Below are 13,825 nucleotides of genomic sequence, written 5' to 3'. Positions count from 1 at the left end.
GCTGGAACTCAGGCGGGTCTAGACCTCGACCGGGCTGGACCTCGACCGGGCTGGACCTCGGGCGGGTCTAGTCCTCAGGCCGGGTAGGTCTGGATTTCGGTGGCCTTCAGGGTGGTGTGAAGGTGCTGGCCTGGGGTCAGGCGAAGTTCGGCCACCGCGGCTGGGGTGATTTCGGCGAGGAGGGTTGCGGGGCCGGCCGGCGAGGCGGTCAGGCGGACCCGGACGGTGTGGGCGTGCTGCTCGATTCCCGCGACCACGGCCGGCCAGGTGTTGCGGGGGCTGCCGGCGGGCGGTTCGGCGTACAGGCTGACTGCTGATGGTGGGAAGGCGACGTGCACCGTTCCGGTGGCGGGGGAAGCGACTGTGATCGTGCCGCCGGTGGGGAGGGTGACCGTGGTGCCGTTGGCGGTGCCGCGGTAGAGGTTGAGGCCGACCAACTGGGCGACGTACTCCGTCCGAGGGCGGCGGGCGATCTCGGTGGGCGAGCCCTCCTGGACGATCTGGCCGTTCTCCACGATCACGAGGCGGTCGGCGAGGACCATCGCGTCGAGCGGGTCGTGGGTGACGAGGAGTGTGCGGCCGTCGTACCGCTGCAGGTGCTGGCCGAGCTCGGCGCGGACGTGCAGCGTGGTGCCGGCGTCCAGGGCGGCCAGTGGTTCGTCGAGCAGCAGCAGCTCGGGGGCGGTGGCGAGCGCACGGACGAGAGCGACGCGTTGGGCCTGGCCGCCGGAGAGTTTGCGCGGGCGGGTTTTCGCGTACTCCGACAAGCCGACCGTCTCGAGCCAGCGAGCCGCCTCGGTGCGTGCCGTGTGTTTGTCGGTACCGCGGGCACGCAGACCGAACGCGACGTTCTCCAGAGCACTCAGATGGTTGAAGAGCAGGTAGTCCTGGAACACGACCCCGATCGGGCGGCGATCGGCCGATCGGAAGACGCGTGGTGGGGCGTCCCAGAGGTCGTCGCCAAGCCGGATCTGGCCGTCATCAAGAGGGAGCAGGCCGGCGATCGCCCGCAGCGCGGTGGTCTTGCCCGCGCCGTTGGGACCGAGCAAGGCGACGACCTCACCTGGCTCGACGGTCAGCTCGAGGTCGAGGCGGAAGGTCTCGCGGGTCACCCGCAGGTCGGCGTACAGGGTCATCGCAGACCACTGATCCAGCGTTCGCGCAGGCAGGCGAGCACGATGACGGACACGGCCAGCAGGACGACACTCAGTACTACGGCGACGTCCGGGTCGGTCTCCAAGGCCAGGTAGACCGCCAGCGGCATGGTGGTCGTGCGTCCCGGCAGGTTGCCCGCGAAGGTGATCGTCGCGCCGAACTCACCGAGCGCACGAGCCCAGCACAGTACTGCGCCGGCCACGATCCCCGGCGCGATCGACGGGAGGGTGACGCGCCGGAACGTGAGCCAGCGCCCGGCCCCCAGCGTCGCGGCGGCTTCCTCGTACCGCGGGTCGGCGGCGCGCAGGGCACCCTCCACCGAGATCACCAGGAACGGCATCGCCACGAACGCCTCCGCGACGACTACCCCGGCCGTTGTAAACGGCAACGAAAACCCGAACCACAGATCGAGCCGCTCGCCGATGAGTCCCCGCCGCCCGAGCACCAGCAGCAGCGCTACTCCACCGACCACGGGCGGCAACACCAACGGCACGGTCACCAGCGCGCGGATCACACCTCGGCCGGGAAGCTCCGCCCGAGCGAGCAACCAGGCGAGCGGGATACCGAGCAACAGGCAGAGCACGGTCGCCGCGCTCGCGCACAGCAGCGACAACCTGAGCGCCTGCCCGACCTCAGCACTGAACAACCGCTCCGGCAAGGTTGCCCACGGCGCCTGAATCAACAACCCGGCCAACGGGATCAGCAAAAACCCGAGCCCTAGCAATGCGGCCAACAGCAAGACCACCGGCAGCCGCCCACCGATGCGCCGCCTTCTTACCGCAGTCATGGGGTTTCGAAGCCTGCGGTGGTGAGGACTTTCTGGGCCGCCGGGGAGAGGACGTAGGTGACGAAGGCGGCGGCGGTGGTGGGGTTCTTGCTGGTGGTGAGGGCTGCGATGGGGTAGTCGGTGACGGCCTGATCGGCTTCTGGGAAAGGGATTCCGTCGACTTTGGCCTTGGCCGCCAGGATGTCGGTTTTGTAGACGAGCGCGGCGTCGACCTCGCCGAGAGTGACTTTGGTGAGCGCGGCCTTCACGTCTTGTTCGAGGCTGTCGGGTTCCGGGGTGAGCTTGGCGGCTTCGAAGACCTTCTTGGCGGCGGCACCGCACGGGACCTGCTCGGCGCACAAGGCGAGTTTGCGGTTCTTGTCGGTGAAGTCCGCCAAGCCTTTGATACCGGCCGGATTTCCCTTCGGTACGGCGATTTCCAGCTTGTTCCGGGCGAAGGTCTTCGGGGTGCCCTTGTCCTTTACCTGGTCCAGGTTTTTCGGGGACGCAGAGGCGAAAACGTCGGCGGGCGCGCCCTGGTTGATCTGCTGCGCCAGGGCCGAACTACCGGCGAAGTTGAACACTACCTTCACGCCGGGATGCGCGGCCTCGAAGTCCTTGCCGAGCTGGGTGAAGGTCCCCGTCAGCGAGGCTGCCGCGAAGACGTTGACAGTCCCCGAGAGGCCCGCAGTACCGGAATCCGCAGACGCACTGCAGCTCACCAAAGCGAAGGCGGCCAGTGCGGCGGCGACGGTACGGCGGAACATCACGACTCCGGGATCTCGACGACGACGTGGGTGGACTTGATCGACGCGACGGCGATCACGCCCGGTTCGAGCCCGAGCTCATCGGCAGCCTCGCGACTCATCAGCGAGACGACCCGGAACGGCCCGGCCTGCAGCTCCACCTGAGCCATTACCCCGTCCTTGACCACCCGCGTGACGATCCCGCGCAGCCGGTTGCGCGCCGACGCGGCCGTCGTGGTGCCCGGCTCGGGTGACTCGGCCAACCGTTGCGCGAAGGCGGCCAGCTCGGCGCCCTCGACCGCCATCCGGCCGCCCTCCTGTACTGCGGGCAACCGCCCCTGCTCGACCCAGCGGCGCACGGTGTCATCGCTGACCCCGAGCAACGCGGCCGCCTCACTGATCCGCAAATTCGGCACGAACGGCAGTTTATCGCCGCAATTGCGTCCGCGACAGCTCACGGCTGCTTACCCGTCCCCAACGTGAGCGTCGTTACGGCCCATCCGCCAGGAGCGGCATAGGTTTGGTCCATGAGTACGACGGGGCTGCGTGAGTATCTGGACGGTCCGCACAAGGCGGCACGGGATCTGGTCCGGGACGGGCTGGCGACGAACGCCGGGCTGCTCGACGCCGGACAGGAACTGAGCCGGGCGGAGTACCGGGACAAGGTGCTCGAGGTGATGCAGCAGATCACCGCCCAGGGGCACACCGGTCGCGGCTTCCCGAAGGAGTTCGGCGGCCAGGGCGACCTGGGCGGGTTCATCGCCGGCTTCGAGACGCTGGCGTTCGGCGACCTGTCGCTGATGGTCAAGGCGGGTGTGCAGTTCGGCCTGTTCGCCGGCGCGATCCTGCACCTGGGCACCAGCCGGCACCACGACGAGTACCTGACCGACGCGATCGAGGGCCGGCTGCTCGGCTGCTTCGCGATGACCGAGACCGGTCACGGCTCCAACGTCCAGGCGCTCGGTACGACGGCGACGTACGACCCGGCGACCGAGGAGTTCGTCATCCACACGCCGACCGCGGCCGCGCGCAAGGACTACATCGGCAACGCGGCCCGGCACGGCCGGATGGCCGCCGTCTTCGCGCAACTCGTGGTCGGCGGCGAGACCCATGGCGTGCACTGCCTGCTCGTCCCGATCCGTACTGCGGACGGCGAGCCGATGCCCGGCGTGACGCTGTCCGACTGCGGCGCCAAGCTCGGCCTCAACGGTGTCGACAACGGCCGGATCGTCTTCGACAACGTCCGCGTACCCCGGACCGCGCTGCTCGACCGCTACGCCCAGGTCGATGCGGAAGGCAACTACAGCAGCGAGATCGAGAACCCGGACCGGCGCTTCTTCACGATGCTCGGCACCCTCGTCCAGGGCCGCGTGTCGGTCGGCGGCGCGGCGATCAACGCCAGCAAGGTGGCCCTGACGATCGCGATCCGGTACGCCGATCGCCGCCGCCAGTTCGGTGCCCCCGGCAGCGCGGACGAGGCGTTGCTGCTGGACTACCGGATGCACCAGCGGCGCCTGTTGCCGCTGCTGGCCCGGACCTACGCGCTGCACTTCGCCCAGGCCGAGCTGGTCGATGAATTCGTCCGGATCTTCGGTAGCGAAGAAGTGGCCGACGAAGAGCACGACCAGCGCGCGTTGGAGGCGCAGGCGGCCGGCACGAAGGCGCTGGGCACCTGGCACGCGACCGAGACCATCCAGATGTGCCGCGAGGCGTGCGGCGGCGCCGGGTATCTCGCGGAGAACCGGCTGTCGACCCTGAAGGCCGACACCGACGTGTTCACCACCTTCGAGGGTGACAACACGGTGTTGCTGCAGCTCGTCGCCAAGGGGTTGCTGACCAACTACCGGGAGTCGTTCGGCAAGCTCGACCCGCTCGGGACGGCCCGGTTCATCGCGGCGCAGGCGGTCGAGGTCGCGGTCGAGAAGACCGCGTTGCGGATCTTGATCGAGCGGCTGCGCGACGCCGTACCGAACCGCAACGACACCACCGATCCCGATGCCGGGTTGCGGGACGACGCGTACCACTCCGGTCTGCTCCGGTTCCGCGAGGAGCACATGCTGGCCGCGGTGGCGCGGCGTCTGAAGCGCGGGATCGACGACGGCGTCGAGCCGTTCGAGGTGTTCAACCGCTGCCAGGACCACGTCATCGCGGCGGGCCGGGCGCACGTCGAGCGGGTGGTGCTGGAGGCGTTCGCGGCCGCAGTACAGGCTGCGCCGGAAGGTAACGCGAGCCGGCGGCTGAAGGATCTCTACGATCTGCACGCGCTCGCCACGATCGAGGCGGAGCGGGCCTGGTACCTCGAGCACGGGCGGTTGTCGACCGGCCGGTCGAAGGCGATCATCGCGCTGGTGAACGAGCTCTGCGCCACCGTCCGGCCGTACGCCGGGGAGTTGGTGGACGCTTTCGGAGTACCGGGCGCGGCAGTCGATGTGCCCATGGTTGTACCGTCGCAGCATGAGTGAGCCGATTGAGCCCGCGTCGGCCGCCGAGGCCGCCCGCGAACTGGCGAAGGTGTTGCTGGAGCAAGCCGACGCCCTGGACCTGCACGACCTGCGGGCCACCACGGCGATCGAGAACGTCCGGGTCCAGGCCCGGGTGCTCGCCGACGCCGTGCACGAGCGCGGCTGGGGAGACATCTTCCTCGGGATCGACTCCTACGACCCCGACGAGCTGGACGACCTGCCGCTCGGACCGGACGACTTCGACGACCCCGACGACTACCGCGAGATGGTCGAGCGCGGTGAGCTGGACGACCTGGACGAGCCGCTGGTCCCGGAGAACGGGATCCGGCTCAGCTACCAGGCGCGGTACGACTTCGTCGTGACGGACCCGGAGGCGTTCGTCGCCTATGTCCGCAGCCGCGCGGACGAGGCGCAGAACGACGAGGTGATCGACGACATCGAGGACGCCCGGTCGGCCTTCGAGCTGCTCGGCTACCTGGACGGTCTCGGCTCCAAGGACTACGACACCGTCGGCCTCACCCCGGCCGGCGGCGAGGAGTCGCACAAGGTGGTCGAGTTCTCCCTCTGGGACCTCGACCCGACCCGCCGGGACGACACCTACCCGTACTGATCCCTCCGGGGGCGTGTCAACCACGGGAGTACTCCCGACTGTCCACCCCGGGCGGACGCTTCACCTCACCCTGCTGGACCACTGTTTGAGGTCCACCGACAGGGGAGGTTTTCATGTTCACGTTGCCGACTGGGCGGCGAGGTAAGTGGGGTGTGGTCGGGGTCTGGGTGCTGTTGCTGGTGGCGGTGTTTCCGTTGGCAGCGGGCCTCAGCGACGTGCAGAGCGACGACGTCACCGATCAGTTGCCCGGCGGTGCGGAGTCGACTCTCGTGCACCAGGTCGAAGACCGCATCCCAGGCTCCGAGGATGACGAGCTGATCGTCGTCTATCACCGGGACGGCGGTCTCGCCGACGGGGACAAGCAGGCGGTGGCGCGGCAGCACGCCACCCTGGCGCGGGAGTTCAAGATCGACATGCCGCCCGTCCCCTCCGAGGACGGCACGGCTCTGATGTACGCCGTCGGCCAGCCGGCGAGTGGGAACGACGCGGGCATCGCCAAGTTCGTCGAGCGGGTCCGAGCTGTCACCGCCGACCGGCCGAGTGGTCTGCGGGCCGAGGTGACCGGCCCGGCCGCGATCGATGCGGACATCGACGCGGTGTTCGAGGGAATCGACACGACGCTGATGCTCGTCACCGTCATCGTCGTCGCGATCCTGCTGATCATCACCTACCGCAGCCCGTTCCTCTGGCTGGTGCCGCTGCTGACCGTCGGGGCCGCGGCGTACCTGTCGATGGCGCTGGTCCGGGTCGTCGCCGGGGCGCTCGACCTGACGGTCAGCACCCAGAGTTCGTCGATCATGATCGTGATGGTGTTCGGCGCCGGGACGGACTACGCGTTGCTGATCGTCGCGCGGTACCGCGAGCAACTGCGTCACCACAGCGATGTCCACGCCGCCATGCGCGCCGCTCTGAGAGGGGTGGGACCGGCGATCCTCGCGTCCGGCTCGACGGTCGCTCTCGGCCTGGGGTGTCTGGTCGTGGCCGACATGAACGACATCTCGGGGATCGGGGTGATCGGCGCGCTGGGCATCCTGGCGACTCTGGTCACCATGCTGACGCTGTTCCCCGCAGTACTGACGGCACTTGGCCGCGGGGTTTTCTGGCCGCGTGTCCCAGCACTGACCAGTACTGCGCCCGCCGGCCGCGACTGGTGGCGGTGGGTCTTCGCCCGGCCGTTGCTTTCGGCTGGGGCTTCCGCGCTAGTACTCGGCCTGCTTGGACTCGGGGTGCTCGGCCTCTCGACGGACCTGCGGCAGGCCGACTCGTTCACCAACACCCCGGAGTCGGTGACGGGGTTCGTGACGCTCGATCGGGCCTACCCGGGCGAGGGTGGCCGGCCCTTCACCGTTGCGACTCCTACCGATCAGGTGGCACAGGTGCTCGCTGTGGCACGTGCGACGGACAAGGTGGTGTCAGCGGAAACCGAGCGGGAGGGAAACGGCTGGTCGCTGGTCGACGTCGTACCGGCGGCTCAGCCGGACAGCGATGACGAAGCGGCCGTGATCAAGCGACTGCGGGCCGATCTGCCGCCCGCGGCGCTGGTCGGTGGCGAAGGGGCGGAGCGGGTCGACGTCCAGGAGGCGAGCGCCGCCGACACCAAACTGGTGATTCCCCTCGTACTCGGCGTGGTGTTGCTGGTGCTGTTCCTGCTGCTCCGGTCCTTGGTCGCCTCGCTGCTCGTCGTGGCCGCGGTAGTGCTCTCGTATCTCGCGGCACTGGGACTTGGTTCTCTGGTGTTCGAGCACGTGCTGGGGTTCGGCGGCGTGGAGCCGACGCTGCCGGTGCTGGTGTTCGTGTTCCTGGTGGCGTTCGGCGTCGACTATGCGATCTTCCTGGTCGCCCGGATCGCCGAGGACCGCAAGGAACTCGGTACTACGGTCGCCACCCGGCGGGCGGTGCGGGCCACCGCGCCGGTGATCGCGTCGGCCGGATTGGTGCTGGCGGCAACCTTCGCGGTGCTGGCGTCGTTGCCGTTCGTGCCGATGGTGGAGATGGGTGTGGTGGTCGCCGTCGGGGTTCTGCTGCAGACTCTGCTGGTAGCGCCCGCGTTGCTGGCGCCGATGATGGTGGGCCTGCGCCGCTGGATCTGGTGGCCGAGCCGTCCCGCGGACGACCCGCGGCCGGCTGCCGGGACTGAGGGCAAGGACCGCAACGAAGGCAACGACGGCGGGGACGGGGAGGACGGGGAGGACGGGGAGGACGGCGGGGACGGGCCGGCGGACGAGTCGGTGCTGGTCGGCGACGGACGGAGCTGAGCATGGGGACAATGCAGGTCGGCGACGGACGGAGCTGAGGATGGGGACGGTGGTCTCGGTGGGAGCGAGCCGGTGGGGGATCGGCAGGGGCGACCTGCTGCTGACCGCGGCGCTGCTGGTCCTGCCGGTGGCCGCCGTCCTCGCCCTGCCGCGGCACTGGCTCGACGACAGGCCACTCGACGCTCTCGGGATCACCCTGCTCGTCCTGGCGACCGTTCCGGTTCTCGTCAGACGCCGCTACCCGATCCAGGCGCTGCTCTTCTGTCTAGCCGTCCAAATGGTCTACCACGCCTTGAACTTCACGCACGACATCATGCTGCCGGTCGCGGTGGTCCTCATCTACACGGTCTCCCTGACCACCTCCCGCGTCTCGACGCTGGCGATGGTCGGAATCAGCGTCGCCGGAGTCCTGGTGAGCGCGAGCGTCCCGCAGAACGAATCGATCGGCGCGGAGGTGATCAGCCCCCTCGGCTGGTTCGCGGTCGCCGCGGTGGGTGGCCAGGCGATGCGCCTGCACCGCGCCCTGCTCGCGGAGACGACCGAGCGCCGGGTCGCCGAGGAACGGCTGCGGATCGCCCGGGACCTGCACGACGTCCTGGCGCACCACATCGTCGTGATCAACTCCCATGCCGGCGTGGCCGCTCATCTGCTCGACGAGCGCACCGACGATCCGACCCTCGCGCCGATCTCGCAGTCGCTGCACACGGTGGCGGACGCGAGCAGCGGCGTACTGGCCGAGCTGAGAACCACCCTCGACGTACTGCGCGGCAACGAGGTCGACGGGGATCGGCACCCCACACCGGACCTCGACGGTTTGGCCCGGCTGGCAGCGGTCACCACAGCGGTCGGAGTACAGGTCGAGCTGTGTGTCCTCGGCACCACCCGGCCGCTGCCGGCCGCCGTCGAGATCACCCTTTACCGGATCGCACAGGAGGCCCTGACCAACGTGGTGAAGCACGCGCACGCCCAACGGGCTCGAGTAGAACTCGAGTACGACGCGGAGGAGGTCCGGCTCGAGGTGACCGATGACGGACACGGGCGGGCCGACAGCGGCACCGCGGCGGGCTACGGCATCGTGGGGATGAACGAGCGGGCGCAATCCGTCGGTGGTCAGCTGGTCGTCGGTGACGGCCCGTCCGGCGGGTTCCGGGTCGCGGTGTCCATACCTACTCCGGGAGCGCGATGATCAGGGTGGTGCTGGCCGACGACCAGGAGCTGGTCCGGAGCGCCTTCGCGATGCTCGTCCGTTCTGCACCGGACATGGAGGTCGTCGGTGAGGCGGGCGACGGCGACGAAGCGGTCGAGCTGGTCCGGTCGACCCGGGCCGACGTCGTCGTGATGGACATCCGGATGCCGGGGACGGACGGGATCACGGCGACCGGCGCGATCGCGGCCGACGAGGATCTGAGCGGTGTCCGGGTGCTGGTCCTGACCACGTTCGAGAGCGACGACAACGTGCTGGCGGCGTTGCGTGCGGGGGCGAGCGGATTCCTGGTCAAGGACACGAAACCCGCGCAGTTGCTGGCCGCCATCCGTACGGTGGCCGCCGGCGAAGCGCTGTTGTCGCCCGGCGCGACCCAGGCGCTGATCGCCAAGGTGCTGAGCCAACCGGAGCCGGTCGGGCCGGCGCCCGGCGCGCTGGCCGCGCTGACCAGGCGGGAACGCGAGGTGCTGACGCTGATCGGCCGCGGGCTGAGCAACGGCGAACTCGCCGATCAACTGGTGATCAGCCCGCTGACCGCGAAGACTTATGTGAGCCGGTTGCTGACCAAGCTGGACGCCCGCGACCGGGCGCAGCTGGTGATCGCGGCCTACGAATCCGGTCTGGTCCGGACCGCCGGCTAGCCGACTCGGTGGCCGACTGGTGGCCGAAGGCAACTGGTTGAGCGTTGGATTGTTGTTGCGGGAGGCAACTTGTCTACTGGCGAGTACGGAAAGCGACGCTTGGTATACACAGCGTCGCTTTGTCCTAGATCAATGCAAATGTTTGAGCCGCCTCATGGCGGCGCAGAGCCACGCCGTGACAACGTTCAGTTGTCAGCGACGGACGGGTCGCGGACACAGGCTCCAGGCGGTACCGCGGCACTCCCGTCCGCGACCGGACTGTTCCTCCCCTGCCGGTCACGGAATGAGTCAGCGGCTCCGCCCTCCTTCGGGCCGAACGCCCTCTCGGGGCAAAGCAGAACGCCGGCCGTGTCGCCGGGGTGCCGGTCGCCAGTGAGGTGGTGACCGACACCTGACACGGTCGGCGTCTCTTTATGCCCGAAGTACTGGTTGTGCAACTGGGGACCAGTACTTCGGGCTTCTGCTTGGTCAAGCGAGTTCGAGCGCCGTGTGCGAGGTTTGAGGGACATCGCCGTACGTCGTGGTGCGTTGCCGGGCCGGCCGGCCCGCGGCGGTGGCCATCTGGGTGAGCTCCTCGATCGACTTGCGGGAGCCGTGCTTGGAGCCGGCCATCCGGCTGATCGTCTCCTCCATCAGGGTGCCGCCGATGTCGTTGACGCCGCCGTTGAGGACCGCCACGCAGCCGTCGGTGCCGAGCTTCACCCAGGAGCACTGGATGTTGTCGATCCGGCCGTGCAACATGATCCGCGACATCGCGTGCACGGCGCGGTTCTCGTCGTACGTCGGGCCGGGGCGGGCCACGCCGGCCAGGTAGATCGGCGAGTTGGTGTGGATGAACGGCAGCAGCACGAACTCGGTGAAGCCGCCGGTCTGGTCCTGCACCGCCGCGATCGTGCGCAGGTGCTGGACCCAGTGGTGCGGCGCGTCGACGTGGCCGTACATCATCGTCGAGCTGGACGGCAGGCCGACCTTGTGCGCCGTCGTGATCACCTCGATCCAGCTTGCCGTCGGCAACTTTCCCTTGGTGAGGATCCAGCGGACGTCGTCGTCGAGGATCTCCGCGGCGGTGCCGGGGATGCTGCCCAGGCCGGCCTCCTTGACCGAGATCAGGAAGTCCTCGATCGACAGCCCGGTGCGGACCGAGCCGTTGACGATCTCCATCGGCGAGTAGGCGTGAACGTGCATCTCCGGGACCCGGTCGCGGACGGCCCGGACGAGGTCGGCGTACGCAGTACCGGGCAGGTCGGGGTGAATGCCGCCCTGCATGCAGACCTCGGTCGCGCCGATCACCCAGGCTTCCTCGGCCCGCTGGGCGACCTCGTCCATCGACAGCGAGTAGGCGTCGGCGTCGGTCCGCCGCTGAGCGAACGCGCAGAACCGGCAGCCGGTGTAACAGACGTTGGTGAAGTTGATGTTCCGGTTGACCACGTAGGTGACGTCGTCCCCGACGGTCGCCTTCCGCAAGTCATCCGCAATCCGCGCCAACTGATCCAGCGCCGGCCCGGTCACCGTCATCAACGTCAAAGCCTGAGCATCAGAAAGCCCCGCCGGATCCCGCTCAGCTGCAGCCAATGCAGCTTTCACCTCAGCAGCAATCCGCTCCGGCGCTCCCGCGCCCGCAGCTGCCGCGCCGCCGAGGGCGGCGCGGTTCGCATCAACTGCGGAGTGCGCTCCAATGCCCGCATTGCTGGTGATGGCGCTGCCGGCTGCGCCTCCGGCGCTCGCCGCGGCCTCCGCGGCCCTGCGGGCCGCGACGTCCTCGCGGAGGACGTCCCAGTCGCCGTACGCCGCGTCGAAGTCTGAGCGGGTTTCGGTGCGGCGGCCTTCGGTGTCGATGGCGGTGTGGAGGTCGGTGCGGCCGACGCTGTCCCAGCCGCCGTCGGGCTCCTGCCAGGGGAGGCCCTTCGGGAAGGCGTCTTCGTTGGCGAGGCCGGTTTCGGGGTCGACGAGGGCCTCGATGTGCGAGATCAGGCGTGGGTCGAGCCAGGGCTCACGCAGGTACTCCGGGTGTGCTGTCAGCCTTTCGCGCAAGGTGAATCCCGCGTCCGAGGTCACCTTGGCCAGGTCGTCGATCTGCGGCCACGGGCGCTCGGGGTTCACGTGGTCCGGGGTCAGCGGCGAGACGCCACCGAAGTCGTCCACACCGGCATCGAGCAGCAGCCGCGCCTCGGTCAGGTCGACCAGGTTCGGCGGGGCCTGGACGCGCATCCGCGGGCCGAGCACGATCCGGGTGGCGGCGATCGCGGCCAGCCACTCGTCCAGCGGTACGTCGGCGTCGTTGCGCATCGCGGTGTCCGGCTTCACCCGGAAGCCCTGGATGATGACTTCCTGGATTCCGCCGTACTGACGGGCGATCCGGCGCAGCGCGAAGATCGAGTCGGCCCGCTCCTCGAGGTTCTCCCCGATGCCGATCAGCAGCCCGGTGGTGAACGGCACGTTCGAACGGCCCGCGTCCTCCAGCACCCGCAACCGGATCGCCGGGTCCTTGTCGGGCGAACCGAAATGCGGCTGGCCCTTCTCCTCGAACAACCGCCGCGACGTCGTCTCCAGCATCATGCCCATGCTCGGCGCGACCGGCTTCAACCGCTGCAGGTCCTGCCAGGACATCACGCCGGGATTCAGATGCGGCAGCAGCCCGGTCTCTTCGAGCACGCGGATCGACATCGCCCGCACGTAGTCCAGCGTGCTGTCGTAGCCGGCCTCCTCGAGCCACGTCTTGGCCGCGTCCCAGCGATCCTCGGGAGCATCGCCGAGCGTGAAGAGAGCCTCCTTGCAGCCGAGTGCCGCACCCTGCCGGGCGATCTCCAGCACCTCGTCAGGGCTCAGGTACGGCGAGTGCACGCGGCCGGGCGTGGTCGCGAACGTGCAGTAGTGACAGCGATCCCGGCACAACCGGGTCAGCGGAATGAACACCTTCTTGGAGTAGGTGATGATCCCGCTCCGACCGGCGTCGGCCAGTCCCTGGTCGCGGACCCGGGCGGCGGTCGACATCAGCTGGTCGAGCGCGTCACCGGAGGCGGACAGCAGTACTTCGACCTCCGCCGGGTCGAGTGTCTTGCCGTCGTCGGCCCGCTTCAGCGCACGCCGCATGGCGGTGCTGATCGAGGCCTTCGGGGGAGTGGCGGAGGGCTGTTCAGGAGCAGTCACGCCTAGAAGCGTAGGCGGCCTCCGGACCGGATCCAGCCGATTCCGAGCACCAAAAACAATCAGTACGTCTGTCCTGATACTGTCTCACCTCGGGCCCGCCATTTGAGGGGTTGACCCCTGAAATGGTGGGTTGCCACCCCGGAACCCGGGGTGGCAACCCACACTCTCGGGTGTTGACCCCCGAGATGGCGGCAGGGCCGGACGGGCGAGCTGGCGACTGGGCGAGGTGAGCTCGGCGAGGCGGGCTGGCGAGGTGAGCTGGGCGAGGTGGGGAGTGGGGTGGGGTTGTGGCGGACGGGCGGCGGGTGCGGGGGCGGTTGCGGCGGGTGGAGCTGCTGACGGCGGCGTTGGCGGTGATCGAGCGGGACGGGGTGGCCGGGGTCAGTCATCGGGCCGTGGCGGCCGAAGCCGGGGTCTCGGTGGCGTCGACGACCTATCACTTCGCGAGCCTGGACGACCTGCTGGTGGCGGCGCTGACCTGGGCGGCCGAGGATCTCGCGGCCGAGCTGCACGAGCGGGTCAACGAGATGGGCGCCCGCCCGGCCGACGAGCTGGCGCGGCTGGTCGAGCACTGTCTGGTGTACCGCCGAGGTCGCACGCTGGCGGAGTACGAGCTGTGCCTGATGGCAGCGCGACGTCCGGCTCTGCGTCCGGCGGCCGCCGCCTGGCTCGAGCCGCTCACCCAGATCGCCCGGAACTTCACCACCGACCCGCAGAAGGCCAGCCTCCTGGTCGCCACCCTCGACGGCATCCTGCTCCAGTCCCTCATCGGAGCCCGTCCGTACAGCCACGACGACTTCACCGCCCTCCTCACCCATCTCCGGTGAATTGGTAGCGCC

At 69.1% G+C, this 13,825-nt stretch carries 11 protein-coding genes; 6 read left to right on the top strand and 5 right to left on the bottom strand.

From position 1 onward, the window contains the following. Positions 1 to 74: 74 nt before the first annotated feature. The 4 genes from ACQPYM_RS38635 to ACQPYM_RS38620 are packed head-to-tail and all read right to left on the bottom strand — an operon-like array spanning position 75 to position 3,083. Positions 75 to 1,136 (bottom strand): ABC transporter ATP-binding protein, encoded by a 1,062-nt coding sequence (locus ACQPYM_RS38635; RefSeq protein ID WP_433011181.1) that lies wholly within the window; start codon positions 1,134 to 1,136, stop codon positions 75 to 77. After that, complete coding sequence (gene modB, locus ACQPYM_RS38630; RefSeq protein ID WP_433011178.1) at positions 1,133 to 1,942, bottom strand: molybdate ABC transporter permease subunit; 810 nt, start codon at positions 1,940 to 1,942, stop codon at positions 1,133 to 1,135. The genes ACQPYM_RS38635 and modB overlap by 4 nt, the downstream gene beginning before the upstream one ends. Continuing rightward, complete coding sequence (gene modA / locus ACQPYM_RS38625) at positions 1,939 to 2,688, bottom strand: molybdate ABC transporter substrate-binding protein (protein WP_433011175.1); 750 nt, start codon at positions 2,686 to 2,688, stop codon at positions 1,939 to 1,941. The genes modB and modA overlap by 4 nt, the downstream gene beginning before the upstream one ends. Further along, positions 2,688 to 3,083, bottom strand: a complete 396-nt coding sequence (locus ACQPYM_RS38620; RefSeq protein WP_433011172.1) for a TOBE domain-containing protein — start codon at positions 3,081 to 3,083, stop codon at positions 2,688 to 2,690. The genes modA and ACQPYM_RS38620 overlap by 1 nt, the downstream gene beginning before the upstream one ends. A gap of 111 nt (positions 3,084 to 3,194) precedes the next feature. On the opposite strand from ACQPYM_RS38620, the gene ACQPYM_RS38615 reads away from it, so the two are divergent. The 5 genes from ACQPYM_RS38615 to ACQPYM_RS38595 all read left to right on the top strand — a co-directional run bounded on the left by ACQPYM_RS38615 (position 3,195) and on the right by ACQPYM_RS38595 (position 9,839). Next, on the top strand, positions 3,195 to 5,129 hold the full coding sequence (locus tag ACQPYM_RS38615) for an acyl-CoA dehydrogenase family protein (RefSeq protein WP_433011170.1): 1,935 nt from the start codon (positions 3,195 to 3,197) through the stop codon (positions 5,127 to 5,129). Next, positions 5,122 to 5,739 carry a hypothetical protein gene (locus ACQPYM_RS38610; RefSeq protein ID WP_360279206.1) on the top strand — a complete coding sequence of 206 codons (618 nt, stop codon included), beginning with the start codon at positions 5,122 to 5,124 and terminating at the stop codon, positions 5,737 to 5,739. The genes ACQPYM_RS38615 and ACQPYM_RS38610 overlap by 8 nt, the downstream gene beginning before the upstream one ends. 113 nt (positions 5,740 to 5,852) lie before the next feature. After that, positions 5,853 to 7,994: an MMPL family transporter gene (locus tag ACQPYM_RS38605; protein WP_433011166.1), complete on the top strand. Its 2,142-nt coding sequence runs from the start codon at positions 5,853 to 5,855 to the stop codon at positions 7,992 to 7,994. 40 nt (positions 7,995 to 8,034) lie between these two features. Beyond that, a complete protein-coding gene (locus ACQPYM_RS38600) occupies positions 8,035 to 9,180 on the top strand; it encodes a sensor histidine kinase (RefSeq protein WP_433011163.1) in 1,146 nt (381 codons plus the stop codon). Beyond that, positions 9,177 to 9,839, top strand: coding sequence for a response regulator (locus ACQPYM_RS38595; RefSeq protein ID WP_433011160.1), 663 nt, complete (start codon positions 9,177 to 9,179; stop codon positions 9,837 to 9,839). The genes ACQPYM_RS38600 and ACQPYM_RS38595 overlap by 4 nt, the downstream gene beginning before the upstream one ends. Positions 9,840 to 10,307: 468 nt before the next feature. Here ACQPYM_RS38595 and ACQPYM_RS38590 read toward each other — a convergent pair whose 3' ends face one another. Beyond that, positions 10,308 to 12,986 carry a bifunctional FO biosynthesis protein CofGH gene (locus ACQPYM_RS38590; RefSeq protein WP_433011157.1) on the bottom strand — a complete coding sequence of 893 codons (2,679 nt, stop codon included), beginning with the start codon at positions 12,984 to 12,986 and terminating at the stop codon, positions 10,308 to 10,310. A gap of 287 nt (positions 12,987 to 13,273) precedes the next feature. Between ACQPYM_RS38590 and ACQPYM_RS38585 the strand changes: the two genes are divergently transcribed. Further along, on the top strand, positions 13,274 to 13,813 hold the full coding sequence (locus tag ACQPYM_RS38585) for a TetR/AcrR family transcriptional regulator (RefSeq protein ID WP_433011154.1): 540 nt from the start codon (positions 13,274 to 13,276) through the stop codon (positions 13,811 to 13,813). Positions 13,814 to 13,825: the final 12 nt, after the last annotated feature.

The sequence above is a fragment of the Kribbella sp. CA-294648 genome (assembly GCF_050943845.1).
GTDB lineage: Bacteria > Actinomycetota > Actinomycetes > Propionibacteriales > Kribbellaceae > Kribbella.
This window is presented reverse-complemented; position numbering and strand designations above follow the sequence as displayed.